Here is a 26,247-nt window from a genome sequence, read left to right as displayed (position 1 = left end):
TGCCATCTGCAAACAGCCCGGCGCGCGGCTATTGACGCGTGGGCGGGGGGACAGGCTACCGATGGCGGCGGGGTTTCGCGGCGGGCGTCAATGGTCGCGGCGTTTGCTGAGGTAATCCTCCGTTGTGCGGACCCGCGGGCGTTCCGCCCCGGCAAGGGGGCTGTCCTTTTGGTGGAACTGGGCCTGAACCCGGCAGTCATCACACATCTGGATCATTCGGGCCATTTCAGGTCTGGCAAACATCGCGTGTTTCCCGGCCAGTTTTTCGGTGATCTTTTCGATGGTGGATTTCACCCCAAACAGCGCGCCGCATTCAACGCAGGCAAAGGGGTCTTCTTCATGCAGAACCACCTGCGACAAGGCCGTCGGATCAAGGTTGAGCCGTGGCTGAAGGGTAATCGCATCCTCTGGGCAGGTATTGGCACAGATCCCGCATTGCAGGCAGGCCTCTTCCTGAAACCGCAGCTGCGGCAGATCCGGGTTGTCGCCCAGAGCCCCCGATGGGCAGAGCGACACACAGGACAGGCAGAGAGTGCAGCTATCCTGATCCACCAGCACCGCCCCATAGGGGGCCTGATCGGGCAGGGGGAGCAGGGGGGCCGCCGCCGCGTCCTGCCCGGCAGTTGCGTGCAGGGCCAGGGCCGCCTGCCGGGTGATCTGGCGCCGCGATCCCATGGGCCGAATAGGTGTGGCTATGGGCTTGGCTGGCTGGCTGTCATAAAGCGCATCGCTTAGCGCATCCGGCTGCTGGATATCCAGCAGCCGCGCGGAGTTGCTGCCGCTGATGGCCTGTGCCAGCGCCAGCTCTGACGCCTGCACCTTTGGGTCGGCACCGGGGGCGAGCAGGATCGAGACATCAGCAAAACCTGCCGCGAGGGCGGCCAGGATTTCCGCATGGCCAAAGGCATTGAGGGCTGTCACCTCAAGCGGCACGACATCGGCCGGCAGGCCGCGGCCAAAGCGGGCGGCCAGCTGGATCATCTCGCCGCCATGTTCATTGACCACCAGCAGGCGTGGGGCGGTGCCGCCTGCGTCCTGATAGGCCTTTGCGAGGGTCTGGATCCGACGGAACTGGGCCTCGGTTGGTGGCGCGTCATAGGTGATGGCCCCCGAGGGGCAGAGCGACGAACAGGCACCGCAGCCGGCGCAGACCATCGGATCAATCGTGACGTGATCCCCGGCGGAACTGATGGCAGAGGTTGGGCAGTGATCCAGGCATTTGTTGCACCCGGTCTGCGAGGCGCGCGAATGGGCGCACAACAGCGGCTCATGGCGCAGGTAAAGCGGTTTTTCAAAGGTCCCGACCAGCTGGCTGGCCGCCAGAATGGCATCTGCCACCGCCAGTGGGTTCGCAGGGTCGGCGCGCAAGTAGCCTTCGCGTTTTTCCGGGGCTGGAAACAGCGGGGTGCCGCCACGCAGATCCAGCAGGATATCGCAGTCTGACACAGCGCCATCGCGCGGCGCGCTCCAGCCCCACTGGCGGCCCGTTACATCGCGCTGCTGCAGGGCGTCAAAGCGCAGCTGAAATTGCCCCAAGGCCCCTTTGGCCTGACGCAGTTGGCCCCGGATCAGATCAAAGCCGCGCCCCAATCCGGTGGTGTCCAGGTCTTCGCCTGATGTTTCAATCAAGACCGTCACGCCGAGCAGATCCTGCAATCGTTCGGCGGCGGCAAGGGCAATTTCTGGCGCCCCCAAGATCAGGCAGAGCCCCTCTGATGTGACATCCAGGTTCTTGCCCGGAGGCAGGTCCAGCGCGGCCTCGGCCACCAGGGCGGACATTTTGGGTAGTAGATCCCCGCTATCTGCGGTCCAACCCGCCCGGTCCCGCAGGTCGAGACAGGCAGGGGCGGGGGCCTCCAGATCGGCGGCGAGATCGGCAAAAAATCTTTTTTCCTGGGCGCAGCAAATCACCGATTCACCCGAGGAAATAGCGGCGGCAGCGGCATCTATCTGGGTGCTGCACAGGGATGTATAGACTTGGCTGCAGCCTAGGCCAGTGGCGGTTGACAGGGCCTCAGGGTCGAACGCCTGTGTTCCTGAACAATCACATAAAATCAATTGCTTCGCCATTGTATTCCTCGCGAGAAATTGTGGCAAATCATCCATGATTTTGCCGCTTGCTGGGGGCTTAGACTAGCTCTGATTCTTTGACGAGGTAAACCGATTTCCAGTGGCGGCAGGCCGATCTGGCGGCCCTGGCGCGATTGGTGATTCGCTAAATGCAGCACAGCCTGTTTTCCGAGCTATTTTGTCGAGATAGACATTTAGACCGCCCTGTTCAGGGGGTGTCGCGTTGACTTCCCAATTTGTCCCGTCCTGACAGTTTTCTGCAACGGCGCGAAATTCAGCCTTTCGTTGCGCCAGCGACCCGGCGCACTCTGAATGACAAGAATTGCCGCCTTGGCCCGACAGCATCTGCTGCGGCGACACAGGGGGCAGACGGAATTGTGAAGCTGACAAAGGGTATCGTGACGGGGTGAGCCAAAGCGCAGAGAAAACTGATGTGATGCCGGTCGGGGTGGTGATACGTCGCGCGCCGGGCGTGACCCGCTGGGCAAGGTGGAACTGGACAGTCTCGGGGTTGTTGCCTGCTGCGCGTCCGGCGGATTGGCACCTGCTGCGCACAGAGGCGGGGGTGAGCGAGTATCACGCTGCCACCCTGCCGCTGGAGCTGCACCGCGCCGAGGCCGAGGCCTATATGCAGGCGTTGGCCACCGATCCCCCCAGTCTTTATGTGATCCTGCGCGAGGCCGACCAGGGTAGCTTTCCGCTGGAGGTGGCGCTGATTACGGCCTCTCCGTTTGAAGCGCAGGACTATGCCGACAGCGGCGATGAACTGGTGGAAAAGGTGGCGATGCCCAGTGGGCTGGTGGCTTGGCTACGCGCCTTTACTGTGGCACATTTTCGTGAAGAAGAATTCGTAAAGCGGCGTCGCGATAAAACGGATATTGGCAGTGTCGAGGATGGTATCGGCGATCCGCGCATTGCGCAGCTGACAGATGTATACCGCTCTCCTGCGCTGGCCAAGAAGGAGCGGCTGCAATGACTGCAACGACCTTCTGGGCACGCCGCCAGGCGGCCGTCGCCGCCGAAGAGGCAGCTGAAGAACAGGCGCAAATTTCGGTCGAACGCGCTGCCCGCGATCAGGCCGTCGCCGAGAAAAGCGACGAAGATCTGTTGGCAGAGTTGAGCCTGCCAGAGCCAGAGAGCCTGAAAGCCGGTGATGATTTCAAAGTATTCCTGGGCGAGCAGGTGCCCGCGCGGATCAAGACACGGGCTCTGCGTCATTTGTGGCGGGCCGACCCGGTGTTGGCCTGCGTTGACGGGCTGGTGGATTACGGCGAGGATTTCACCGATGCCGCGCTGGTGATCGAAGGAATGCAGACTGCCTATCAGGTCGGGAAGGGCATGACCCAACATGTAGACGCGCTGGCCCGCGAAGCTGCGCAGGCAGAACAGGACGCCGCGCAGCAGGTGGATTTGGCTGATGCGCCGCCCCCGGAGCCGAGCGCAGAGTGTAGCGAAAGTGCAGAGCCGACCCCAAGCGCTGATGCGGCGGGGGCGGATCCGCTGGCCGACAAGCAAGACCCTGATTGGGGGCAGGTTAGCGACAGCCCAGTCCCGATTGGGACACCAGAAATCCGTGTCGAGATGACCCCAAGCCAGCACTATACTGCCCTTCGCCGTATGCGGTTCTCTTTTGAAGGAGTGCCCGAATGACCCCCGACAGCCCGCAGATGGAGCCCCAGATGTCAGCCACTCTTGAGACCCCCACGACAAGGGCACAGCCGCCAGTTTCTCTCGGTGCCGAGGATCAGATGCGCGCGGATCTCTATAACTATCTGGGGGTCATGCTGGCAGGGCCGCCGGATCAGATGTTGCTGCAGCAGACTGCCGGGCTGTCTGGGGATGGCACCGATCTTGGCCAGGCGATCAATGGGTTGGCCAAGCTGGCCAGCCATAGCAAACCTGCCGCCAGCGAGCGGGAATTCAACAAGCTGTTCATTGGCCTGGGACGTGGTGAGCTGCTGCCCTATGCCAGCTACTACCTGACCGGGTTCTTGAACGAAAAGCCGCTGGCAATGCTGCGTCAGGATATGGCGGCACAGGGGATCACCCGGGCGCCAAATGCCTTTGAACCCGAGGATAACATCGCCTCTCTGATGGAGATGATGGGGGCCATGATCGCCGGGCGTTTTGGTCCCTCGGCGGACCTGGAGCAGCAAAAGCGGTTTTTCAGCAAACACATCCGCCCCTGGGCCGGACATTTCTTTTCAGATCTCGAAGCCGCAAAGGCGTCGGTTCTCTATGCGGCCCTCGGCGCTGTCGGGCGGCACTTCATGGATATCGAAGCCGAAGGTTTTCGGATGAGCGCGGAGTAATCCGCAAAAGGGCGCAGGGCTTTGGCGCTGCGCTGTAACCCAGTGAAACAGGAACCTGGCCCTAGCGCCGGGAGGAGGAGTTCACATGAGCAAGAAGGAAGAGGGTGGCAGCAGCCGCCGCGACTTTCTGAAACTGGCGGCGACAACGGCACCGCTGGCTGCGGTGGCAGTGGCCACCAGCGGCACTGCGGCTGAGGCTGCGGCACCCGATCTGGCATCCGACAAGATGCAGGATACCGCGCATACCCGCGCCTATTACGAAAGCACCCGGTTCTAATCAGCGCTGGTCGCACACAAGACCTTCATCAACCACGGGGCAACTGGTTGCGAGACGCCCGACCGTCCATGTGGTTTTCCATAAACCCAGCAGGCCCGTATTTCTGGGCTGGCAAGGGAGGTTTACATGCTTAGGAAAAAGACCAACGGGGTTGCGAGACGCCCCCAGCGGAGCTCGATCCTCAATCAGGTTGCGGAAGCATCCGTTGACCGGCGCGCCTTTTTGCGCGGGTCTGGCCTGGCCATTGGTGGCCTGGCTGCGATCAGTGCCACAGGTGGCACGGTTACACAGGCCACTGCAGCGACAGCCGCAGCAGGCGCGGTCGAAACCATCAAATCCGTCTGCACCCACTGTTCGGTTGGCTGTACCGTCGTCGCCGAGGTGGAAAACGGTGTCTGGACGGGTCAGGAACCCGGCTGGGACAGCCCCTTCAACATGGGGGCGCATTGCGCCAAGGGCGCATCGGTACGCGAACACGCGCATGGCGAACGTCGCCTGAAGTACCCGATGAAAAAAGAGGGCGGAGAGTGGAAGCGCATCTCCTGGGATCAGGCCATCGACGAAATCGGTGGCAACATGATGGATATCCGCGAGGAAAGCGGTCCTGACAGCGTCTACTGGCTTGGCTCGGCCAAGTATAACAACGAACAGGCCTACCTGTTCCGCAAATTCGCGGCCTATTGGGGCACCAATAACGTCGACCATCAGGCGCGGATCTGTCACTCAACGACCGTGGCGGGTGTGGCCAATACATGGGGCTACGGCGCCATGACCAACTCCTACAACGACATCCATAACTCCAAGTCGATCTTTATCATCGGCGGCAACCCAGCCGAAGCGCACCCTGTTTCGTTGCTGCATCTGCTTAAGGCGAAAGAGCAGAACAACGCCCCGGTTATCGTGTGTGATCCGCGCTTTACCCGTACGGCGGCCCATGCCGATGAATATGTCCGCTTCCGGCCAGGCACCGATGTGGCGCTGGTCTGGGGCATTCTGTGGCACATCTTTGAAAACGGCTGGGAAGACAAGGAATTCATCCGCACCCGTGTCTGGGGGATGGAACAGATCCGCAACGAGGTGAAGAACTGGACACCAGAGGAAGTAGAGCGCGTCACCGGCGCGCCTGGTGAGCAGCTGAAGCGCGTCGCGCGCACCCTGGCCAACAACCGTCCCGGCACCGTGATTTGGTGCATGGGGGGCACCCAGCACACCACTGGCAACAACAACACCCGCGCCTATTGCATCCTGCAGCTGGCGCTTGGCAACATGGGCGCCTCTGGCGGCGGCACTAATATTTTCCGGGGCCACGATAATGTGCAGGGCGCGACCGATCTGGGCGTGCTGTCGCATACGCTGCCTGGATACTATGGCCTGTCCAAGGGTGCCTGGGCCCACTGGGCGCGCGTCTGGGAAGAAGATCCAGAATGGCTCGCCAATCAGTTTGATACGCTTAAAGGTGCAGATGGCAAGGACAAGAGCCTGCAGAACTTGTCGGGTATCCCTGTCAGTCGTTGGATTGATGGTATCCTGGAAGACAAGAAAAACATCGATCAGCCCAACAATGTGCGGGCTATGGTCCTGTGGGGGCATGCGCCGAACTCACAGACCCGGATGACGGAAATGAAAACGGCGATGGAGCAGCTGGATATGCTGGTCGTGATCGACCCCTATCCAACGGTTTCGGCTGTTTTGCAGGATCGTACCGACGGTGTCTATCTGCTGCCGGCCTGTACCCAGTTTGAAACGCGTGGCTCTGTCACGGCCTCGAACCGGTCCATACAGTGGCGCGATCGCGTGGTTGAACCCCTGTTCGAGAGCCTGCCGGATGAAGTCATCATGGCAAAGTTCGCCAACAAGTTTGGCTGGGCGGATCGTCTGTTCCGCAACATCGAAATGGAGGATGCGGAAACCCCCAATGTTGAAAGCCTCACCCGCGAATTCAACAAGGGGCTCTGGACCATTGGCTATACTGGTCAAAGCCCCGAGCGGCTGAAACTGCACATGGCCAACCAGCACACCTTTGACCGCACCACGCTGCGGGCTGTGGGTGGTCCGGCCGATGGGGATTTCTATGGTCTGCCATGGCCCTGCTGGGGCACAGCAGAGATGAAGCACCCCGGCACTCCGAACCTCTATGATATGTCGCGGCCGGTTTCTGAGGGCGGTCTGACATTCCGCGCCCGATTTGGCGTTGAACGCGATGGCGACAATCTGTTGGCGGAAGGTGTCTACAGCAAGAATTCGGACATCCAGGACGGATACCCTGAATTCACCATGCAGATGCTGATGGATCTGGGCTGGGATGGCGATCTTACCGACGCCGAACGCGCCTCGATCGAGGCCGTGGCGGGTCCCAAGACCAATTGGAAGACCGACCTTTCTGGCGGTATCCAGCGGGTGGCGATCAAGCACGAATGTGCGCCCTTCGGCAATGCCAAGGCGCGGGCCGTGGTCTGGACCTTCCCGGATCCGGTGCCAATTCACCGCGAACCGCTGTATACCAACCGTCGTGATCTGGTCAAAGACTACCCAACATACGAGGACCGTCATTCTTATCGTCTGCCGACCCTCTATGCCTCTATCCAGAAGAACGATGTCTCCAAGGATTATCCGATCATCCTCACCTCCGGGCGATTGGTGGAATATGAGGGCGGCGGGGAAGAGACCCGTTCCAACCCTTGGCTGGCCGAATTGCAGCAGGACATGTTTGTCGAAATCAACACGCGGGATGCCAATAATCTGGGCGTACGCGACGGCGAACAGTGCTGGGTCGAAGGCCCCGAAGGTGGCAAGGTCAAGGTCATGGCCATGGTCACCGAACGGGTGGGGGCGGGCGTTGCCTTTATGCCGTTCCACTTTGGCGGGCATTTCCAGGGCAAGGATCTGCGGGATAAATATCCCGAAGGGGCAGCCCCCTATGTCCTGGGCGAAAGCGCCAACGTGGCCTTTACCTATGGCTATGACAGCGTCACGCAAATGCAAGAGACCAAGTGTACTCTTTGCAAGATCACTGCAGCATAAGGAGAAAGAAAGATGGCAAGAGCAAAGTTCCTCTGCGACGCCGAACGCTGCATTGAATGCAACGCCTGTGTGACCGCCTGTAAAAACGAGCACGAGGTGCCCTGGGGCATCAACCGGCGCCGTGTTGTTACCATCAATGACGGCAAACCTGGTGAACGCTCGATCTCGGTGGCCTGCATGCATTGTTCCGATGCACCCTGTATGGCCGTGTGCCCGGTGGATTGTTTCTATCAAACTGAAGACGGTGTGGTTCTGCACTCCAAGGATCTGTGCATCGGCTGTGGCTATTGTTTCTACGCCTGCCCCTTTGGCGCGCCGCAATATCCGCAGGCCGGCAGTTTCGGTAGCCGTGGCAAGATGGACAAATGCACCTTCTGTGCGGGTGGACCTGAAGAGAACAATTCCAATGCGGAGTTCTCTAAATATGGCCGCAACCGGATTGCCGAAGGCAAGCTGCCGATCTGCGCCGAGATGTGTTCAACCAAGGCTCTGCTGGCTGGTGACGGCGATACTGTTTCGGCGATCTACCGGGAACGGATCGTGGCACGCGGCTTTGGCTCTGGCGCTTGGGGCTGGGGTACAGCCTATGAGCAAAAGGGCGGCTAAACGCTGGCAACTGCTTGCGTAAAACAACCTGCGTAAACGAACGACGGCCTGCCCAGTGCAGGCCGTCTGCAAACTGGTATTTTTTCAAATTTGCGACCCGCAAAGGAGTGTGGCCCATGCTGCGCCTGGCATTTCTCTTTTTCATGCAGCTGATGCTGTGGTTCCCCTTTGGGCCTGAACAGGCGCTGGCACAGGAGGCCAATACAGCTGTCGGCACCCCTGCTGCGGATGCCGCGGTGGACCGCAGTGCAACGGGCGGGGCGCAGACCTTGGCGGATATCCTGGCCCGGCAAGAGGGGCAGACGCTGGATGAAGGCTTCCGGCGGGACAATATAGGCGACCCTGCGGCCGCTGCGGCCATGACCCAGCAACTGGGTACGCTTGGCGGTGCCTCGGATCCCGATCTGTGGCGACAGATGCGCTATGGCACCGCCGAGGTCCGGGTTTCGGCCGGTGGGGATGTGGCCAAGGTGCTGATCCAGGATGGTGGCATGACCTGGCTGAACTTTCGCGCCGGACCGCTGCGCCACTATGGCGGCTGGCTGTTGCTGGGCACCATCGGGGGGCTGTTGCTGTTCTTCCTGCTGCGGGGCCGGATCATGATCGACGGCGAAAAGTCTGGCCGCACGGTAACGCGTTTCAAGGCGATTGAACGCTTTGCGCATTGGTTGATGGCGGGGTCTTTTGTTATTCTTGGCGTGACCGGACTTTTGTCGCTGTTTGGCCGGGTGGTGATCGCCCCCTATCTGGGCAAAGCGCCCAATGCGGCGATTTTGGACCTGGGAAAATGGCTTCACAATATGGTGGCCTGGGGCTTTATTGTTGGTCTGGTCATGGTCTTTGTCATGTGGGTTGCCCACAATATTCCAAACCGTACCGATCTGGTCTGGCTGCGCCAGTTCGGCGGAATCATTGGATCAGCGCACCCGCCGGCCAAGAAATTCAACGCCGGGCAAAAGATGATCTTTTGGTCGGTTATTCTGTTTGGCACGTCGATTGCGGTGTCAGGGATTTCCTTGTTGTTCCCCTATGAACTGCAACTCTTTGCCAAGACCTTTGCGGTGATCAACTCCACAGGTCTGCCAGAGATGCTCGGCTTTGGTGTGTTGCCGGTTGACCTGGCGCCACAAGAAGAAATGCAATTGGCGCAAGCTTGGCACGCCGCGCTTTCCTTTGTGTTGATGGCGATTATTATTGCCCATATCTATATCGGCTCTCTCGGGATGGAGGGGGCCTATGATGCCATGGGCTCGGGGGAGGTTGATGAGGCTTGGGCCCGTCAGCACCACTCTATTTGGCTGGAAGAGGTCCTGGAAGAAGAGCAGGCTTCCGCACCGCCGGGCAAGGCACAGCAGCCAGCAAAATAACACAGGTATGAAAACAGATGGCGCAGGCAGGCCCGACCCTGATAGGTTGGGCAGGCCTGTTTTGGTACGACCGGGGCAGGGGCAAGTGAGGCAGCAATGAAAGACAGGGCAGTGGCGGCAATGACGCGGGCAGAAGGCGCAAGCGACGAATACGGAGAGAACCTGGCCAATGCCTCGATCCTGGTGATTGATGACGAACCGGGCATGCGCAACTTTCTGACCAAGATCCTGGCACCGCGCTGCAAACGGGTTGAACAGGCCGCATCTGCTGCCGAGGCTTCGACCATTCTGGATCGGGCGCATTTTGATCTGATCATTCTGGACAATATCATGCCGGGCAAAACCGGGCTGGAATGGGTGCAGGAACAGCGCCGGGTGGGGCTGTTTGCCGATACCATTCTGGTGACAGCCTACGCTGATCTGGAAACGGCTATTCTGGCGCTGCGCACCGGGGTTGCCGATTTCGTGCTGAAACCGTTTCGGGCCAATCAGATCCTCAACTCTGTGGCGAGGGCGCTGGATCGCAAATATCTGCGGCGCGAAAACTATTTGTTGAAGCATGAACTTCTGGCCGAAGGCAGCGCGGCACGCGGACGGCTGTTGGGCATATCGCCTGCTATCAGTCAGGCACGCGATATGCTGCACCGCCTGGCACCGTTGCCAACGCCGGTGTTGTTCACCGGGGCCAGTGGCACTGGCAAGGAAATAGCCGCGCGCACCCTGCATTCGCTGTCTGACCGCGCGATGCAACCCTTTGTGGCGGTGAACTGTGCCGGGATTGCACCGGACCGCATCGCCTATGAGCTGTTTGGCCAGATTGATGAGCAGAACCGCCGCAAGGACGGATTGTTCCTGCATGCTGACGGGGGCACGCTGTTTCTCGATGAGGTGGCGCAGATGCCTGATCAGGTACAGGCGGCGCTGCTGCGGGTGCTTGAGGATCAGCGGGTGCGCCCGGTTGGTGCCGAGCGGGATATTCCGCTGAACCTGCGGTTTCTTTTTGCCACCAATGCCGATCTGCAAACCGCCGTTGAAGACGGGCGCTTTCGGGCGGATCTGTATCACCGGATCAATGTGGTCGAGATCCAGATGCCCCCCTTGAAAGAGCGCATTGAAGACATCGTCGAACTTGCCGCCCTGTTCATGGAACAATTCGCCAGCAGCCTTGGCATGGAGGCGCTGGAGTTGAACGAAGAGACCCTGTTGAAGTTCGCGCGCTATGACTGGCCCGGCAATGTGCGCGAGCTGCGCAATCTGATTGAACGTTCGGTGATTTTGGGGGAATTCCCAGAAGAGTTTGCCGGCAAGGGGGCCATCACCGGGGCTGCTGCGGTTGAATCGCTGGATTTGGTGACCCAGCGCCATATCATGCATGTGCTGGATGCCTGCGATGGTAACCGCGCCGAGGCGGCGCGCCGTCTTGGGGTGTCGCGAAAAACTGTTGATCGCAAATGCGCCAGCTGGGACCTTTGACCTCGCTTGCGCCGCACCTGTTTTAGCCTGGGCCGCCGCCCTTGGTCAGGCGATGTTTGCCTGCTCTGGTGCGGCGGCGGGCAGCCAGATCGAGAAGGCAGCCCCACCTTCGGCGCGATTGAAGGCCGAGATGATCCCGCCGGCGCGCTGTACCAGGGTCTGACTGATAGAGAGCCCCAGGCCAGTCCCTTCGCCCAGTTTGGTAGTGTAAAACGGATTGAACACGGCGCCAATCTGATCTTCGGCAATGCCGCAGCCGGTGTCAGCGACCGTCAGCAGCGCCCCCACCTTGCCATCACGTTCCGCAGCGCAAAGAGACAGGGTCAAACTGCCGGCCCCGGCCATCGCCTGGGTGGCGTTGAGGATCAGGTTGATCACCACCTGCTGCAGCTCTCCGGGGTCAATCCGCACCGGCGGGGGCGCATTTTCACCTTCGGCAAAGCGCTTGTCCACCTGAATGGTCTGACGCGAAATCACATGGTCCACCAGCACCAGACAATCGCTGACCAGAGGCGCAAGATCGAGGCTTTCCTCAAAGGTGCCAAATTCAGACGGTCGGGCGAATTGCAGCAGCTTGCCGACGATGGCGCCAATGCGCATGACCTGATTGTCGATCAGGTTCAGTTCGGTCTGCAACTCGCCTGCAGCCTCGCCCAGGGTCATGCGGATGACATCAACATTTCCCTGGATCACCGCCACCGGGTTGTTGATCTCATGCGCGACACCAGCGGTGATTTCACCAATAGAGGCAAGCTTTTCGCTCATCACCAGCTGTTTGAAGGTTTCTTCCAGCTTCTTGTTGGCATCGCGTAGTTCCGCAGTGCGCCTGTCCACACGGGCGTTCAGCTCGTCCGCCCAATCGCGCAGGCGCTGGTCACGGTCCTGGATCTGGTCCAACAGGCTGTCGAGGTGGCCTGCGACCTGGCCAATTTCATCCTGTCGGCGTGTGGTGCCGTTGCGGGCGGTCAAATCGCCACGTTCGACCCGCTTCATCGTATGGCTCATTCGTTCCAGGGGCGCGAATATCCCCTTGGCCAGCCACAAGAAAAGCGGCGCAGATAGGACCATGACGAGAAGGAATACCGCGATAATGGTCCAATAGGCCTCACCTTTGGCAGCGGTATAGGGCGCTTCGAGAAAACCGACATAGAGCATGCCAACGCGGCTGCCAAAACTGTCGGTCAGTGGCAGATAGCCCGAGATATACCAGTCATTGACCACAAAGGCGCGGTCCAGCCAGGTGCGCCCCTCGTCCAGCACCTTGTTGCGCACCACAGCAGAGACGCGGGTGCCAAGGGCGCGCACATCTTCGAACAGGCGCACATTGGTGGAAATGCGGGTGTCATCCAGAAACAGGGTGGCGGTGCCCTGCCGGTTCTGATCGGCGGGCCCGCCAAGATAGACCAGCGCATTCAGGGTGTCGATGAAGTCGAGATTGCGGTTCAGCAGGCGCCCACCACGCAGCACGCCGTGATGGCCAGTGGCGGCGACGGGGGCCGTGGCATGCAACATCATGCCACGATCCTCGACCTGTCGCTGTGTCGGTGCTGCGGCCTCGGTTTCAATCAGCGGGATACGGGCATCTTCCACCATATGCGGCAGGGCCTGTGCCAGGTCCTGCGGTGAAAAAATGTCAATCTGTGCCGCGCGCTGCCCGTTGACGGCTGCCTGCACCACTGGCCATTCCCCCAGGGTCGAAGTCAGATCCCGAGGCGTAAGATATTCCAGAAAATCCAGCTGCAACGCGGCGCGCAGGGGGGCCAGGTGGGCCTGAACCGCTGCCGGTCCTTTGGTCAGGGCCAGTTGAAAATCGGTGGAGTTTGCAATGCTGTGCAGGCTTTCGGCACTGCCGGTCTGCAGGTGGCCCAGATATTGTTCCGCGATGCGCAGATCGCTTTCCACCTTGGCGATGAGGACCGCATCATAATCCGCGTTCCAGCGCGCCATTGCCAGGGTTAGCAACAGCGGCATCAGCACCGCCAGGGGCAGCAGCGCCAGCAAAAGCAATCTGAGGCGAACGGATTTCAGACCTTTTCCCCTTTGGCTGGAACCGTACACGGCGCTGACATTTCGATGCGGTCAGAGTGCCATTCATTGGGGATGCATGGCAAGGGTCAGTAGGAAAAGGGCGGCCCCCAGGGGCGGGGCATGCCTGCCTGCCAGGTGCCGCGCGTGGTTGGCTTTAGATCAAGCTGCCCATGTGGCGAGCTGTGTCCAGCATCCGGTTGGAAAAGCCCCATTCATTGTCATACCAGCTGACCACGCGGACCAATCCCCCCTCGGTGACCGAGGTTTGCCCCGCTGCAAAGCAAGACGAATGTGGATCATGGTTGAAATCAATCGAAACCATCGGATCGACTTCATAGGACAGCACCCCGTTGAGCGCGCCATTTGCGGCCTCTTGCAGGGCGGCATTCACCGCATCAACGGTGGCGGGGCGTTCCGGCATAAAGCTGAGATCCACCACGGATACATTGGGCGTGGGCACCCGGATGGCAGAGCCTTCCAGCCGCCCTTTCAGCTTTGGCAGCACCTCTGCGATGGCGCGGGCCGCCCCAGTTGAGGTGGGAACCATCGACAGGGCGGCTGCGCGACCACGATAGAGGTCACTGTGTGGGCTGTCATGGGTTGGCTGATCCCCGGTATAGGCGTGGATCGTGGTCATATAACCAGTCTGGATGCCAAAGCTCTGGTCCAGCACCTGCGCCACCGGGGCGAGGCAGTTGGTGGTGCAAGAGGCGTTGGAGACAATTAGATCGGCGGCTGTCAGATCGGTGTGATTGACGCCGTAGACCACGGTGCGGTCCATATCCTTGCCTGGAGCGGACAGCAGGACGCGCTTGGAGCCATTGCCCAGATGCGCGGCAGCGGCGTCGCGGTTGGTAAAGCGCCCGGTGCACTCAAAGGCGATATCGACATCACCCCAGGATAGATCCTTGGGATCGCGCAGCGCGCTAAGCCGAAGGGTCTTGCCTGCCACTGTAAGGCTGTCGTCGCTGTGCTGCACCGCCGCCTTTAGCCGTCCATGCACAGAATCATATTTCAGCAGATGCGCCAGGGTTTGCGCTGGGGCCAGATCATTGATCGCGACGATTTCGATGTCCTGGGCACCGCTTTCCAGCAGGGCCCGCATAACACCACGGCCAATGCGGCCAAATCCATTGATGGCGATTTTCAGGGTCATCAGAGAGCTCCAGTTTACGGCGCAGCAGATCTGCGCCGTGATTTTGATTTGTTATCGCTAACGTTTGCGATATCGGTATCGATAACATCGGTAAAATGCAACCCTCAATGCCGCGAGCTGACCCTGTTGCCCTTGCGGTGGGGCGCGAAGTGCAGGACCATGCGACATGATCAAAAAAATGCTTTTGAAGGACGTTGCCCGGCTTGCCGGTGTTAGCGAGATGACCGCCAGCCGTGCGCTGCGTGGCGCACCGGATGTGTCCAACGCAACCCGTGCCAAGGTCGAGGAAATTGCCCGTGCCCATGGCTATGTGCCCAATCGCATTGCGGGGTCTCTGTCGTCGCAATCGGTAAATCTGGTGGCGGTGGTTGTTCCCTCGCTCAACAGTTTTGTTTTCCCCGAGGTGCTTTCGGGGATTTCCTCGGTGCTGAAGCAAAGCCCGCTGAAACCGGTGGTGGGGATCTCGGGCTATGAAATGGATGAAGAAGAAGAGGTGATCCGCGAAATGCTGAGCTGGCGACCCTCGGGTTTGATCGTCGCCGGGCTTGAGCACAGTGAAGCAACCCAGAAAATGCTGCTGCAGGCCGATTGCCCGGTGGTCGAGGTTATGGATGCGGATGGCACCCCGCTGCGCCACTGCGTTGGCATCTCGCATCTGCAGGCCGGGCGGGACATGGCGGCGCAGATTCTGGCGCGGGGCTATCGGCGTATCGGCTTTATTGGCACAAAGATGCCGCAGGATTTTCGCGCGCGAAAACGCTATGACGGCTTTGTTTCGGGTCTGGCAGAGCAGGGCGTCGCGCTGACTGATTTGAAACACTATGCCGGCGATAGCGCGATTGCGACGGGGCGACTGCTGACAGAGCAGATGTTGGCCCGCCAACCGGACCTAGACTGCATCTATTACTCCAGCGATGTGATGAGCGTAGGCGGCTATATGCATTGTCTGGCAGAAGGCCTTTCGGTGCCGCAGGATGTGGCGCTGGCCGGTTTCAACAACCTGCCGATTCTGGAAGGCCTGCCCTTGCAGTTGGCCACCACGGATGCCTGTCGCCGCCCCATTGGCGAACGCGCCGCCGAGATTGTGCTGCAAGCCCGCGACAGCGCTGCCGATCTGGCGCCCATTCGCGAAATCCTCAGCCCGCGGATCAACCTCGGCCAGTCGCTTTAGAACGCATCGCGTTCATCTGCACTCTCGCTATGGGCTCTGCCTTTGCGGGGATCAGATGTCCCAGGGCCACAATACGGGTGCTCATTTTGCGCAGCTTGGCTGCGCAAAATGTAAAAGCCCCCCGGCAGGATATGCCGAGGGGCTCATTTTCGTTGCTATTGCGATGAGAAAGCGCCTTACAGGGCAGCCTTGAACAGCTCTGTCAGATTGGCCTCGGTCAGCTCAATCGGGTTGCCCCCGCAAGAGGGGTCGATGATGGCGCCTTTGACCAGATCAGGGATTGCGGCCTCGGTGACGCCCAGATCCGACAGCTTGCGCGGAATGCCCATGCTGTCGTTCAACTCCTGCACATAGCCGCAGAACCCGTCAAAGCCCCCCTCGATGCCCAGATAGGCGGCTGCCTTGTCAAAGCGATCGGCAATCGCCGACGCGTTGAATTGCAGCACGGCGGGCATGCAGACCGCATTGGTGGTGCCGTGATGTGTGTTGAAATGCGCACCGATTGGGTGGCTCATGGCATGGATAGCACCCAGCCCCTTTTGAAAGCCGGTGGCCCCCATGGCAGCGGCAGACATCATCTGCGCGCGGGCTTCGATATCGGTGCCATCGGCATAGGCGCGTGGCAGATAGTCTTTGACCAGGCGCATACCTTCCAGTGCGATGCCCTGCGACATCGGATGGTAATGCGGCGAGGAAAAGGCCTCGACACAATGGGCAAAGGCATCCAGGCCAGTGCCGGCGGTGATGAACTTGGGCATACCAACGGTCAGCTCGGGATCACAGATCACGACCGCAGGCAGCACCTTGGGATGGAAGATGATCTTTTTTACATGGCTGACGCTATCGGTGATGACGCTGGCGCGCCCCACTTCAGAGCCGGTGCCAGCCGTGGTGGGTACCGCGATGATCGGCGCAATGGCATCAGCATCGGCGCGGGTCCACCAATCGCCAATGTCTTCAAAATCCCAGATCGGGCGGGTTTGGCCCGCCATGAAAGCAACCATCTTGCCCAAATCCAGGCCAGAGCCGCCACCAAAGGCAATGACGCCATCGTGGCCACCTGCATTATAGACCGCGACCCCGGCCTCCAGGTTTTTCTCATTTGGGTTCGGGTCCACTTCAAAGAAGATGCCGCGTCCCAGGCCTGCAGCCTCCATGATGTCGAGGGTGCCTTTGGTGACCGGCAGATCCGCCAGACCCTTGTCTGTGACCAGCAGGGGCTTCTTGATCCCGGCGGCGGCGCAGGCCTCCCCCAGTTCCTTGATCCGGCCAGCGCCGAATTTGATTGCGGTCGGGTAGGACCAGTTTCCAACGAGAGACATATCTTCGCCTTTCATATGTGGCCGCAGGGGCCAACGTAACACTCTGCCCTCGGGCGGCATGCCCAGGGCCATGGTGGCCCGACCTGTTTCCAGTTCGGGCCGATAGGGTTACCCCGCCACCTTCTTCAGGTGATAGCTCTTGGGTCGGGTGAGGTTCTGATAACCGATGACCGACAGTCCACCACCGCGACCGGTGTTCTTGCACCCCGTCCAGCATAGGCTGGGATCCAGATAATCGGCACGGTTCAGGAACACGGTGCCGGTCTCGATCTCGTCACCGATGCGGGCGGCGCGGTCCAGATCACGGGTCCAGAGCGAGGCGGTGAGGCCAAATTCGCTGTCATTCATCAGGGCGATCGCTTCGGCATCGGATGAAACCTTCATGATACCAACCACCGGGCCAAAGCTCTCGTCGCGCATCACCCGCATTTCATGGGTGACATTTGTCAGGATCTGCGGTGTCAGATAGGCGCCACCGTCGTCTTCGGCCATGGTGTCGATATGCGCCACAGCCCCTGCGGCGACGGCTTCGTCGATCTGGGCACGCACTTCGGCGGCAAAACGCACATTGGCCATTGGGCCCATGGTTGTGGCCTCATCCAGTGGGTTGCCAAGCTTGTAGCCTTTGACGATCTCGACCGCCTTGGCGACAAACTCATCATAAAGGCTTTCGTGAACATAGATGCGTTCAATGCCGCAGCAGCACTGACCGGCATTGAACATGGCGCCGTCAATCAGCGTATCCACAGCCGCATCCAGATCCGCGTCTTCCATCACATAGCCGGGATCTTTGCCGCCCAGTTCGGTGCCGACACCCGTAAAGGTGCCTGCTGCCGCGCGTTCCATCGCCTGGCCGCCGCCAACCGATCCGGTGAAATTGACAAAGTCAAAGGCGCGCTCAGCAATCAGGGCCGAGGTGGTGTCATGGTCCAGGAAAACGTTCTGGAATACATCAGCCGGAACCCCAGCGGATTGGAACGCCGCCGCCATCCGCTCACCAACAAGCAGGGTTTGCGTGGCATGTTTCAGTACCACGGTATTACCGGCAATCAAGGCCGGCGCCAGCGTGTTGATGGCCGTCATATAGGGATAGTTCCAGGGGGCGACGATAAAGACAACCCCATGTGGCACCCGCTTGATGTAGCGTTTAAAGTCAGCATCATCGCCAACTTCGATATCTGCCAGCGCGGTTTCGGCAATCTCCGCCATGTAGGAGCTGCGCTCGTTAAAGCCGCCAAATTCGCCGCCATAGCGCACCGGGCGCCCCATCATATGGGCCAGCTCGGGAACGATTTCATCATTCATCGCGCCAATGGCGGCAACACCGGCCATTACCAGATCGATGCGTTCCTGCACCGGGCGTGCAGCCCAGGCCTTTTGCGCTGCGCGCGCCGCAGTGGCGACAGCAAATCCCTCGTCGCGGGACAGGGTCTGGCGCTCTGCATAAACCGATCCGTCAATCGGAGAGATACATTTCAGGGTCTGGCCCATGTTCATCCTCATCTCGTTTGAAAGGGGAGGCCCCCCTTCATCTTGCCAAAAATACCTTCGCCGAAGGCCGCGCGCCGCTAGGCGCGCTCAAACCCGCGGGCGATTTCATAGTCGGTGACGACGCGGTCGAAATCTTCAATCTCGACCTCGGCGGCACGCGTGTAGTGCTCCACCACATCGTCGCCCATGGCGGCGCGCAGCATCTCTGATCCCTTGAGGCTCAGCCGGGCCTCGCGCAGGGTTTCAGGGATCAGCCCGCTGTCGCCCTGATAGACATCACCCGTGGCCGGGGCCTGCAACTCCAGCCCCTCTTCGATGCCGGCAATGCCGGCGGCCAGCATCGCGCCCATTGCCAGGTAGGGATTCATGTCCGACCCCGGAATGCGACACTCTACCCGGATGGCCTTGCTGCCAACACCACAGAGCCGGTAGCCGGCGGTACGGTTGTCTACCGACCAGATGATCCGGGTGGGGGCAAAGGTGCCCTTCATGAAGCGCTTGTAGCTGTTGATATAGGGCGCCATGAAATAGGTGTAGTCGGGCGCATATTTCAACAGGCCCGCCATGTAGCTTTTCATCAGCGCCGACATGCCCAGCTCGTCTTGCGCGTCATAAAAGGCGGGTTTGCCATCCTGCCACAGCGACTGGTGCACATGGCTGGAAGAGCCGACCTTGTCGCGGTGCCATTTGGGCAGGAAGGTCACGGCATGGCCCTGCTGCCAGGCGATTTCCTTGGTGGCATGTTTGGCGATGGTGTGGAAATCGGCGGTATCCTGAGCGCGGCCATATTTGATGTTCAGCTCTTCCTGGCCAGTTTCGGCCTCGCCCTTGGTACATTCCACCGGAATGCCGGCATTCCACAGGTGATTGCGCAGCGGGCGCATCACGTGTTCTTCCTTGGTGGTTTGCAGGATGTTGTAGTCTTCGTTGTAGCCAGAGATCGGCTGCAGGTCGCGGAAACCCTCTTTGCGGATCGCGTCAAAGTCTTTTTCAAACAGGAAAAACTCCAGCTCGGTTGCGGTCATGGCATCAAAGCCAAGCGCGGCCAGGCGGCGGATCTGTTTTTTCAGAATGGCGCGGGGGCTGTGGGGAACTTCTTCATGGCTATGATGATCCAGCACATCACAGAGCACCATAACTGTGCTTTCAAGCCAGGGGAGGGGGCGCAGGGTGGCCAGATCGGGCTTCATGACATAATCGCCGTAGCCGTTTTCCCAGCTGGTCGAGGCAAAGCCGTCGGGGGTTGCCATCTCCAGGTCGGTGGCCAGCAGATAGTTGCAGCAATGGGTTTCTTCCCAGGCGCCATTGATAAAGTGTTGCGCATGAAAACGCTTACCCATCAGGCGTCCCTGCATGTCGACAAGGCAGACCAACACGGTATCTACATCGCCATTTGCAACTTGGGCTTTCAGATCGTCAAAACTCAGAACACCAGTCATGGGGTACTTTCCTGTATAGCAGAGGGTGCCCCGGCACAGCGGCGCCGGGGCAATTTGATTTAGCCGTAGCGGTAGGGGCGACCGGCCTTTTGCATGTCAGAGTTGTACTTCTTGAAGACCTCGACAACCTTGGCCTTGGTGGGGCTTTCGGCAGCGATTTCATCCCAGAACTTGACGGCGGCGTCTTCGACGGTTTTCCATTCGTCGTCAGGAATGGAGGTCAGCTCCAGCTTGGGGCCATTGACCCGCAGGGAGGCTTCGCCACCCCAGTACCACCACTGACGATAGTAGTGCGACTGGTCACAGCAGACGCGGAACAGGGTCTGCAGATCTTCGGGCAGTTCGTTCCAACGCCCCTGGTTGGCAAAGAAGGATCCAGCCCATGCACCAGAGATGTTGTTGGTCAGGAAGTAGTTGGTCACATCAGCCCAGCCAACGGTGTAGTCTTCGGTGATGCCGGACCAGGCAACGCCGTCCAACTCGCCGGTCTGCATGGCGACTTCGATGTCTTCCCACGGCAGGGTGACAGGCACGACGCCAAACTGGCTGAGGAAACGACCCGCAGTTGGGAAGGTAAAGATGCGCTTGCCCTTCAGGTCTGCCAGGCTGCGGATCGGGTCTTTGGTGGCAAAATGGCAGGGATCCCATGCGCCGGCAGAGATGTGTTTGACGCCAACCTTGGAATATTCCTCATCCCAGATCTCGTTCAGGCCGTACTGGTTGAACAGGACAGGCACGTCGAGCGAATAGCGCGAGCCAAAGGGGAAGTAGCCGCCAAAAACGGTGACTTCGGTGGGCGAGGCCATCGAGTCATCGTCCGACTGCACGGCGTCGATGGTGCCGCGCTGCATGGCGCGGAACAGTTCGCCCGTGGGGACCAGCTGATCGGCAAAATACAGTTCGATCTGCATGCGGTCGCCTGCGATCTTGTTGAACATGTCAACGGCGGGCTTCACCACGTGTTCTGCCAGAGCAGCACCCGCATAGGTCTGCATCCGCCATTTGATGGTGGATTGTGCCAGTGCAGGGGTTGCCAGAGGGGCAGCCATTGCGCCAACGCCTGCGGTTTGCAGGAACTTACGTCTTGTTGTCATTACTCTCTCTCCATGTTGGATCGGGGTGAAATAGGGCCCCCGAGCGGGGCTCTTCTTGGGTTATTTCGGGGACTCTGCCATCCGGGTCAATTGCCGTAGACCAGCTCTGGCAGCCAGAGCGCGATCTGTGGGAATATCATGATCAGGGCCAGAGCCACGACCATAACAGCTGCAAAGGGGATGATAGAGATATAGATGTCCTTCAGGCCGATTTCCGGCGGTGCCATGGCCCGCATCAGGAACAGGTTATAGCCAAAGGGTGGGGTCATATAGGCGATCTGGGTGGTGATGGTGTACAGCACCCCGTACCAGATCAGATCGAACCCCAGTGCGCCAACCAGCGGCACATACAGCGGTGCCACAATCACCAGCATCGCTGTGTCATCCAGGAAGGTCCCCATGATGATAAAGCTGAGCTGCATCAGGATCAGGATCATCCAGGGGCTCAGACCCAGCTGGGTTGTGAACAGATCCTCGATTGCCTTGACCGCGCCCAGCCCATCAAAGATAGCGCCAAAGCCCAGGGCCGCCAGGATGATCCACATGAACATGCAGGAAATCCCAAGGGTCGAGCGGACCGAGGTTTCAAACACCTCCTTGTTCATGCGGCCCTTGAGGATGGCGGCGATAAAGGCGGTCATGGCACCAATGGCAGAGCTTTCCACCAGCGAGGTCCAGCCGTTGACAAAGGGCACCATCATCGCAGCAAAGATCGCCAGGGGCAGAACGCCGGAAAACAGCAGGCGGTGTTTTTCCTTCAGGAATACATCCTTGTAGAACATCGGCAGGCTGCGGGTGGTAAAGGCCAGAACCGCGGCACCCAGCGCCACCCCAATAGAGGTCTTGGGCGCAACCATGTCCAGTTTGACCAGCAGCGGCACAATAACGATGGAGGCCAGCACGACAAAGTTCAGTCGTAGCGGGTGACTGCTGACCTGGTCATATTCGGCCAGGTCTTCCGGGGTCATGGCGGGGCCAAGGTCCGGCTGCATCTTGGCGCGGATATAGATGTAGATGATGAACATGGTGGCCATCAGCAGACCGGGGATGACCCCGGCCAGCCACAGCTGGCCAACTGGCTGGCGTGCGATCATTGCATAAAGCACCAGAACCACCGAAGGCGGCACCAGAATACCCAGGGATGACCCGGCCTGAATGGTGCCGGTCACCAGGATCTTGTCATAGCCCCGCCGCAGCAGCTCTGGCAGCGCAATGGTGGCACCGATGGCCATCCCGGCCACCGACAGGCCGTTCATGGCGGAAATCAGCACCATCAGACCAATGGTGCCAATGGCCAGGCCGCCCTGCACCGGGCCCATCCAGACGTGGAACATACGGTAGAGATCATCGGCGATCTTGGATTCCGACAGCACATAGCCCATGAAAATGAACATCGGCAGCGTCAGCAGCGGATACCATTTCATCAGCTTCATCGAGGCGGCAAAGGGAATTTCCACCCCGCCCGTACCCCAGAGCATCATACCGGCGACAGCGCCGACAAAGCCAATGGCGCCAAAGACGCGCTGGCCGGTCATCAGCATCAGCATCATGCCGGCAAACATGACAATCGCGATCAATTCATAGGGCATCAGATTTCGACTCCGCGAAGACGGCCGATATCGCGGAACAATTCGGCAAGACATTGCAACAGCATCAGGAAGACGCCAAAACAGAGGATGGATTTTACGGGCCACAGATAGGGCCGCCAGGCGGTAGAGCTGCGCTCGATATAGCCGATTTTGGCCCAGGCCGCGCTTGGGCCTTCGGTGAACAGAGTGGCCAGGATATCGCCAAAGAAGCTAAAGGGCTCCATCCCGAAATAGCCCAGGCTATAAGCCATAGAGCTGACCGCCCCATAGAGCAGCACGCCGAGATAGAACATCAGGAACAGTACGGTAAAGGCGTCCACCATCGCCTTGGTGCGGGTGGTCCAGCCGCCATAGAACAGGTCCATCCGCACGTTGGACCCCATCTGCATCGAATAGGGCCCGCCAAGGATATAGTAGGCCACCATGATGAACTGGGCCATCTCTAGCGTCCAGAGCGAGGGATTGAAGAAAGTCTTTGACACGGAAGACCACAGAAGCACCCCGATCAGGGCAAAGATCAGGTACATGGCAAAGCGGCCAATCAGCCGGTTCATCGCCTCGACGGCGCGAATGTAGCGCAGAATGAGATTAGGCACCGGCACCTCCTGTGGGTTGGGTCGCTGCTAGGGCCGGGCGCAGCAGGGCCATCAGTTCGTCCGCTATCCGGGCCTCGTCTTCGGGGGTGCGCAGTAGGTCATTGCGTACCTCGATCATGACATTGGCCAAACCGTTTTGCAGCCCATGCAGCTGCAGCGAATGGGTGACGCCATCTTCGGGGCCATAGGGGTCATTTCGGCTGACCTGGCGATGGGGCAGGGCCGAGGCGTGATCCAGCATGGCATCCGCGAGGCGGCTGTCGCTATCGTGCAAAATTCCGATCTCTACGCTGCGAGGGCTGCCATAATAGACCGGCGTAAAGCTGTGAATGGTGATCAGCGCCGTTGTCAGCCCGGCTGCCTTGCGGGTTGAAATTACCTGGCTGACGGCCTCGCAGAATGGTGTGTAAACAGTTGCGGTACGTTCGTCGCGCTGGTCCTGGGTCAGGTTTGTATTGCCGGGAACCTCAATCACTTCTGATTTTTCGGGCATCGCCGATGCGGCCTCTGGTGGGCGGTTGCAGTCATAGACGAGGCGCGACACCTTGGAAGCAATCAGTGGGGCATCCAGCGCATCCGACAGCAGGCGCGCAACAGCGCGGGCACCAGGATCCCAAGCGGCATGGCTCTGGCGATCCGCCTCGGCCAATCCCAGATCGCCATAACGAGGTGGAATGTGGTGACTGGCATGCTCGCACAGGATAACGGCATTCCCACGGCCTGCGCCGTTGGATACTTCATAGGCCTCGCTGCGAGCGGTGGAATCGCTCAGTGACATTCGGGTCTCCTCATTTTGAAAAAATCTTTTCACGCAGGATTATTTCTGTCAATATAATTTCAGAAGAGATTTCTCCCGCAAGGACAAACGGAGCGGTCTTGTCAAAGATGTCTTGTTCTTGTTGCCTGTTTTTTATTCACCCGAGGGGGATCCTGCCTTGACCAAATCGTCACTCACCGTGCGAGAAAAGATCCGGGATCACTATGCGACGCTGACGCAATCAGAGCGCAAGTTTGCCAATTCCCTGCTGGAAAATTACCCTGCAGCGGGGCTGGCTTCGATTACCATTGTCGCGTCCAATGCAGATGTTTCAACGCCAACGGTGGCGCGCATGGTGCAAAAATTGGGCTTCAAGGGCTATCCGCAATTCCATCAGGCGCTGCTGAAAGAGTTGGAGGCAAAGGTTTCTGGCCCGACCCAGCGGCGCGCCAACTGGGCCTCAGAGGCACCAGAGGGGCATATGCTCAATCGGTTTTCCCAGGCGGTGACCAATAACCTGAGCCAGACATTCTCCAATGTGGATTCGGGCCAGTTTGATGCCGCCGTGCGCCAGTTGGCCGATACCGACGGACGCCTTTATGTTGTCGGCGGCCGGATCACCCGTGCCCTGGCGGATTATGCCTTTACCCATTTCCAGGCCGTCCGGCAGCGGGTCACGCATATGACCTCTTCTTCGGCGACCTGGCCGCATTACGTGTTGGACATGGAAGCAGGTGACACCCTGCTGATGTTTGATGTGCGCCGGTATGAGACGAATTTGCAGCGGCTGGCCGAACTGGCAGCAGAGCGTGGCGTGAAGGTGATTCTGATCACGGATCAATGGGCCAGCCCGATCACCGCGGTGGCGGAGCATGCCTTTAGCTGCTGGGTGGAAATCCCCTCGGCCTGGGATTCCAACATCTCCACCATGATGCTGCTTGAGGCGATGATCGCGGCCACCCAAGAGGCCAGCTGGGATGAAACCAAAGAACGCTATGACCGCCTTGATGCCCTGTTTGATACGACCCGCCTGTTCCGCAAGTTTTCTTGAGGGGGCAATGTGCCGGATGCCCGGTGGCAGCAGAAAGCGTCGTTCGCCTATGCGCGAATGTTGGCAGGCATAGACAGGCGGGCGGGCTTGCGTCATGCTGGACGCGCCTGCTGTTATAGGCTGCATTGAAAACATTCTTTCAGGTTGAGATATCATGCCCAAAGCTCTTTCCCACCTTTCCGTTTTTGCACTGGTTGCCCTGACAGCAGTGGTTGCACAGCCCGCGTTCGCCAAGCCGCTCAGCCGGATGTTGGCAGACTCGCCAATGTCGCCCGGTGACTTTGATGCCATGCGCGCGGCCGAGGCAGCGCTGTATGGTCACGCCGACGTCAAGGTGGGCTCTTCGGTCAAGTGGAGTAATCCCGAAACCGGAACCTACGGGGTGATCAAGGTCAGCAGCAAACCTTCGGGCTGTGTTGTGATGCGGCACATGGCACATCCCAAGGGGGCAACTCCGGCGCGCGAGATCACACGCAAGTTCTGCAAGGGCGCTGATGGAAAATGGCTGCTGAGCGAGTGATCAGCGGCGAAAGTCTTTAGCTACTTCTTGTTCCGGGCTGCTGCATCTGTCTGGCGGCCTGTCTATGGGATCTGTCTATGGGGCCTTGCCCTTTCATCTTACATCAGGAATGACATAATGTCCGAAATCACCCGTCTTCACACTGGCGCCCGTATGAGCCAGATCGTCACCCATGGCGACACCATCTATCTTGCAGGTCAGGTCGGCACCAGGGGCGCAAGCGTGGCGCAGCAGACCCAGGATTGCCTCGACAAGATCGACGCGCTGCTGGCCGAGGTGGGGTCTGACAAGACGCGCCTGCTGCAGACGACCATCTGGCTGGCCGACATGGCCGACTTCGCCGAGATGAACGCGGTCTGGGATGCATGGGTCCCGGAAGGCCACAGTCCGGCCCGCGCCTGCGGCGAGGCGAAGCTGGCGCTGCCTGACTTCCTGGTGGAGTTCATTGTTACTGCGGCCAAGGCCTGATCGCGCCTTCCAATATCCGGAAGAGACCACAGGAAAAGGGGAGGGCTCAGCCAGTGGCTGGGCCCTTTTGCGTTTCGTTGCAGTGCGCTGCGAAACGCGCCAGCTAGCGGTTTGGTATTGTGCGATTTGGGTCGGTCACGCGTGTTTCATGTGCGAGAGTTGAGTGAGTCTGTGTGTAAGTCTGTGTGTAAGTTCTGATTTGGTGTTTTGGGTTTGTTTCTGTGGTGGTTTGGGGGGTATTTTTGAACGGTTTGCGGAGTTTTCCTTCGTGTAAAGTATTGATATTGTTTATGTTTCATAATTCTGTTGCAGAAAGTTGCGATTTGTTTTGTTTTTGGGTTGCGGGTGCTGCCGGTTATACTTAGAACCCCCTCTACCGGCAGCGGCGACGCGGTTGGTTGGGTCGCTTCGGTGGCCGGACGGGTTGGAAAGACAGCCT

Annotated in this window: 23 protein-coding genes; 12 read left to right on the top strand and 11 right to left on the bottom strand. The window is 59.5% G+C overall.

All coding sequences use genetic code 11. The features are described from left to right. Positions 1-87: 87 nt before the first annotated feature. Positions 88-2,070, bottom strand: coding sequence for a 4Fe-4S binding protein (locus ACN0VH_RS08645; protein ID WP_417700360.1), 1,983 nt, complete (start codon positions 2,068-2,070; stop codon positions 88-90). Between the two features lie 436 nt (positions 2,071-2,506). Here ACN0VH_RS08645 and ACN0VH_RS08640 point away from each other — a divergent pair, with 436 nt between their 5' ends. The 8 genes from ACN0VH_RS08640 to ACN0VH_RS08605 all read left to right on the top strand — a co-directional run bounded on the left by ACN0VH_RS08640 (position 2,507) and on the right by ACN0VH_RS08605 (position 11,126). Further along, complete coding sequence (locus tag ACN0VH_RS08640) at positions 2,507-3,046, top strand: DUF3305 domain-containing protein (protein ID WP_278923351.1); 540 nt, start codon at positions 2,507-2,509, stop codon at positions 3,044-3,046. Next, the gene (locus tag ACN0VH_RS08635; RefSeq protein WP_417700359.1) at positions 3,043-3,720 is read left to right on the top strand and encodes a DUF3306 domain-containing protein; all 678 of its coding nucleotides are present in this window, start codon (positions 3,043-3,045) and stop codon (positions 3,718-3,720) included. Before ACN0VH_RS08640 ends, ACN0VH_RS08635 begins: the two co-directional genes overlap by 4 nt. Positions 3,721-3,749: 29 nt before the next feature. Further along, on the top strand, positions 3,750-4,382 hold the full coding sequence (locus ACN0VH_RS08630; protein WP_278923350.1) for a TorD/DmsD family molecular chaperone: 633 nt from the start codon (positions 3,750-3,752) through the stop codon (positions 4,380-4,382). 85 nt (positions 4,383-4,467) lie between these two features. Beyond that, on the top strand, positions 4,468-4,659 hold the full coding sequence (locus ACN0VH_RS08625) for a twin-arginine translocation pathway signal protein (RefSeq protein WP_278923156.1): 192 nt from the start codon (positions 4,468-4,470) through the stop codon (positions 4,657-4,659). 126 nt (positions 4,660-4,785) lie between these two features. Then, positions 4,786-7,680, top strand: a complete 2,895-nt coding sequence (locus ACN0VH_RS08620; protein WP_417700358.1) for a formate dehydrogenase subunit alpha — start codon at positions 4,786-4,788, stop codon at positions 7,678-7,680. Positions 7,681-7,692: 12 nt separating this feature from the next. Further along, entirely contained in the window at positions 7,693-8,286 is a 594-nt protein-coding gene (gene fdh3B / locus ACN0VH_RS08615; RefSeq protein ID WP_278923154.1) for a formate dehydrogenase FDH3 subunit beta, read from the top strand. A gap of 116 nt (positions 8,287-8,402) precedes the next feature. Further along, positions 8,403-9,653 carry a formate dehydrogenase subunit gamma gene (locus ACN0VH_RS08610; protein WP_417700356.1) on the top strand — a complete coding sequence of 417 codons (1,251 nt, stop codon included), beginning with the start codon at positions 8,403-8,405 and terminating at the stop codon, positions 9,651-9,653. A gap of 96 nt (positions 9,654-9,749) precedes the next feature. After that, the gene (locus ACN0VH_RS08605) at positions 9,750-11,126 is read left to right on the top strand and encodes a sigma-54-dependent transcriptional regulator (RefSeq protein ID WP_278923152.1); all 1,377 of its coding nucleotides are present in this window, start codon (positions 9,750-9,752) and stop codon (positions 11,124-11,126) included. A gap of 45 nt (positions 11,127-11,171) precedes the next feature. On the opposite strand, the gene ACN0VH_RS08600 is transcribed toward ACN0VH_RS08605, so the two are convergent. Together ACN0VH_RS08600 and gap are read right to left on the bottom strand one after the other, a co-directional pair. Next, complete coding sequence (locus ACN0VH_RS08600) at positions 11,172-13,097, bottom strand: sensor histidine kinase (protein WP_278923151.1); 1,926 nt, start codon at positions 13,095-13,097, stop codon at positions 11,172-11,174. A 211-nt stretch (positions 13,098-13,308) separates the two neighbouring features. After that, a complete protein-coding gene (gap, locus tag ACN0VH_RS08595) occupies positions 13,309-14,310 on the bottom strand; it encodes a type I glyceraldehyde-3-phosphate dehydrogenase (protein ID WP_417700355.1) in 1,002 nt (333 codons plus the stop codon). 166 nt (positions 14,311-14,476) lie between these two features. Here gap and ACN0VH_RS08590 point away from each other — a divergent pair, with 166 nt between their 5' ends. Next, positions 14,477-15,481 carry a LacI family DNA-binding transcriptional regulator gene (locus ACN0VH_RS08590; protein WP_417700354.1) on the top strand — a complete coding sequence of 335 codons (1,005 nt, stop codon included), beginning with the start codon at positions 14,477-14,479 and terminating at the stop codon, positions 15,479-15,481. Between the two features lie 176 nt (positions 15,482-15,657). On the opposite strand, the gene ACN0VH_RS08585 is transcribed toward ACN0VH_RS08590, so the two are convergent. The 7 genes from ACN0VH_RS08585 to ACN0VH_RS08555 form a co-directional block, all read right to left on the bottom strand. Continuing rightward, positions 15,658-16,803, bottom strand: a complete 1,146-nt coding sequence (locus ACN0VH_RS08585; protein ID WP_278923148.1) for an iron-containing alcohol dehydrogenase — start codon at positions 16,801-16,803, stop codon at positions 15,658-15,660. A gap of 108 nt (positions 16,804-16,911) precedes the next feature. Next, complete coding sequence (locus ACN0VH_RS08580) at positions 16,912-18,294, bottom strand: aldehyde dehydrogenase family protein (protein WP_417700352.1); 1,383 nt, start codon at positions 18,292-18,294, stop codon at positions 16,912-16,914. A gap of 77 nt (positions 18,295-18,371) precedes the next feature. After that, positions 18,372-19,733 carry a glutamine synthetase family protein gene (locus ACN0VH_RS08575; protein ID WP_278923146.1) on the bottom strand — a complete coding sequence of 454 codons (1,362 nt, stop codon included), beginning with the start codon at positions 19,731-19,733 and terminating at the stop codon, positions 18,372-18,374. Positions 19,734-19,792: 59 nt separating this feature from the next. Beyond that, positions 19,793-20,827 carry a TRAP transporter substrate-binding protein gene (locus ACN0VH_RS08570; RefSeq protein ID WP_278923145.1) on the bottom strand — a complete coding sequence of 345 codons (1,035 nt, stop codon included), beginning with the start codon at positions 20,825-20,827 and terminating at the stop codon, positions 19,793-19,795. A gap of 86 nt (positions 20,828-20,913) precedes the next feature. Next, on the bottom strand, positions 20,914-22,416 hold the full coding sequence (locus tag ACN0VH_RS08565; protein ID WP_278923144.1) for a TRAP transporter large permease: 1,503 nt from the start codon (positions 22,414-22,416) through the stop codon (positions 20,914-20,916). Then, a complete protein-coding gene (locus ACN0VH_RS08560) occupies positions 22,416-22,970 on the bottom strand; it encodes a TRAP transporter small permease subunit (protein ID WP_269751834.1) in 555 nt (184 codons plus the stop codon). The genes ACN0VH_RS08565 and ACN0VH_RS08560 overlap by 1 nt, the downstream gene beginning before the upstream one ends. 34 nt (positions 22,971-23,004) lie before the next feature. After that, positions 23,005-23,790: an N-formylglutamate amidohydrolase gene (locus tag ACN0VH_RS08555; RefSeq protein ID WP_278923142.1), complete on the bottom strand. Its 786-nt coding sequence runs from the start codon at positions 23,788-23,790 to the stop codon at positions 23,005-23,007. A gap of 157 nt (positions 23,791-23,947) precedes the next feature. Between ACN0VH_RS08555 and ACN0VH_RS08550 the strand changes: the two genes are divergently transcribed. The 3 genes from ACN0VH_RS08550 (at position 23,948) to ACN0VH_RS08540 (ending at position 25,808) form a co-directional block, all read left to right on the top strand. Next, a complete protein-coding gene (locus ACN0VH_RS08550) occupies positions 23,948-24,820 on the top strand; it encodes a MurR/RpiR family transcriptional regulator (protein WP_278923141.1) in 873 nt (290 codons plus the stop codon). 154 nt (positions 24,821-24,974) lie between these two features. Next, positions 24,975-25,340 carry a hypothetical protein gene (locus ACN0VH_RS08545; protein WP_278923140.1) on the top strand — a complete coding sequence of 122 codons (366 nt, stop codon included), beginning with the start codon at positions 24,975-24,977 and terminating at the stop codon, positions 25,338-25,340. 117 nt (positions 25,341-25,457) lie between these two features. Next, complete coding sequence (locus ACN0VH_RS08540; protein ID WP_278923139.1) at positions 25,458-25,808, top strand: RidA family protein; 351 nt, start codon at positions 25,458-25,460, stop codon at positions 25,806-25,808. Positions 25,809-25,954: 146 nt separating this feature from the next. On the opposite strand, the gene ACN0VH_RS08535 is transcribed toward ACN0VH_RS08540, so the two are convergent. Continuing rightward, the coding region (locus tag ACN0VH_RS08535; RefSeq protein WP_417700349.1) for a hypothetical protein at positions 25,955-26,247 on the bottom strand (293 nt) is incomplete at its 5' end.

The sequence above is a fragment of the Pseudophaeobacter sp. genome (genome assembly GCF_048267565.1).
In the GTDB taxonomy this organism is placed as follows: domain Bacteria; phylum Pseudomonadota; class Alphaproteobacteria; order Rhodobacterales; family Rhodobacteraceae; genus Pseudophaeobacter; species Pseudophaeobacter profundi.
The sequence above is the reverse complement of the archived record's forward strand: the minus strand, read 5'-3'. Positions and strand labels throughout refer to the sequence as shown.

Bases quoted from the DNA above. Each gene is read 5' to 3' on its own strand.
- ACN0VH_RS08605 (WP_278923152.1), top strand. From the start codon at position 9,750: ATGAAAGACAGGGCAGTGGCGGCAATGACGCGGGCAGAAGGCGCAAGC.
- ACN0VH_RS08555 (WP_278923142.1), bottom strand. From the start codon at position 23,790: ATGTCACTGAGCGATTCCACCGCTCGCAGCGAGGCCTATGAAGTATCC.
- ACN0VH_RS08610 (WP_417700356.1), top strand. From the start codon at position 8,403: ATGCTGCGCCTGGCATTTCTCTTTTTCATGCAGCTGATGCTGTGGTTC.
- ACN0VH_RS08630 (WP_278923350.1), top strand. From the start codon at position 3,750: ATGTCAGCCACTCTTGAGACCCCCACGACAAGGGCACAGCCGCCAGTT.
- ACN0VH_RS08580 (WP_417700352.1), bottom strand. From the start codon at position 18,294: ATGGGCCAGACCCTGAAATGTATCTCTCCGATTGACGGATCGGTTTAT.
- ACN0VH_RS08640 (WP_278923351.1), top strand. From the start codon at position 2,507: ATGCCGGTCGGGGTGGTGATACGTCGCGCGCCGGGCGTGACCCGCTGG.
- fdh3B (WP_278923154.1), top strand. From the start codon at position 7,693: ATGGCAAGAGCAAAGTTCCTCTGCGACGCCGAACGCTGCATTGAATGC.
- ACN0VH_RS08600 (WP_278923151.1), bottom strand. From the start codon at position 13,097: ATGCCGCTGTTGCTAACCCTGGCAATGGCGCGCTGGAACGCGGATTAT.
- ACN0VH_RS08590 (WP_417700354.1), top strand. From the start codon at position 14,477: ATGATCAAAAAAATGCTTTTGAAGGACGTTGCCCGGCTTGCCGGTGTT.
- ACN0VH_RS08540 (WP_278923139.1), top strand. From the start codon at position 25,458: ATGTCCGAAATCACCCGTCTTCACACTGGCGCCCGTATGAGCCAGATC.
- ACN0VH_RS08645 (WP_417700360.1), bottom strand. From the start codon at position 2,070: ATGGCGAAGCAATTGATTTTATGTGATTGTTCAGGAACACAGGCGTTC.
- ACN0VH_RS08575 (WP_278923146.1), bottom strand. From the start codon at position 19,733: ATGACTGGTGTTCTGAGTTTTGACGATCTGAAAGCCCAAGTTGCAAAT.
- ACN0VH_RS08565 (WP_278923144.1), bottom strand. From the start codon at position 22,416: ATGCCCTATGAATTGATCGCGATTGTCATGTTTGCCGGCATGATGCTG.
- ACN0VH_RS08570 (WP_278923145.1), bottom strand. From the start codon at position 20,827: ATGACAACAAGACGTAAGTTCCTGCAAACCGCAGGCGTTGGCGCAATG.
- ACN0VH_RS08635 (WP_417700359.1), top strand. From the start codon at position 3,043: ATGACTGCAACGACCTTCTGGGCACGCCGCCAGGCGGCCGTCGCCGCC.
- ACN0VH_RS08545 (WP_278923140.1), top strand. From the start codon at position 24,975: ATGCCCAAAGCTCTTTCCCACCTTTCCGTTTTTGCACTGGTTGCCCTG.
- gap (WP_417700355.1), bottom strand. From the start codon at position 14,310: ATGACCCTGAAAATCGCCATCAATGGATTTGGCCGCATTGGCCGTGGT.
- ACN0VH_RS08620 (WP_417700358.1), top strand. From the start codon at position 4,786: ATGCTTAGGAAAAAGACCAACGGGGTTGCGAGACGCCCCCAGCGGAGC.
- ACN0VH_RS08560 (WP_269751834.1), bottom strand. From the start codon at position 22,970: ATGAACCGGCTGATTGGCCGCTTTGCCATGTACCTGATCTTTGCCCTG.
- ACN0VH_RS08585 (WP_278923148.1), bottom strand. From the start codon at position 16,803: ATGTCTCTCGTTGGAAACTGGTCCTACCCGACCGCAATCAAATTCGGC.
- ACN0VH_RS08625 (WP_278923156.1), top strand. From the start codon at position 4,468: ATGAGCAAGAAGGAAGAGGGTGGCAGCAGCCGCCGCGACTTTCTGAAA.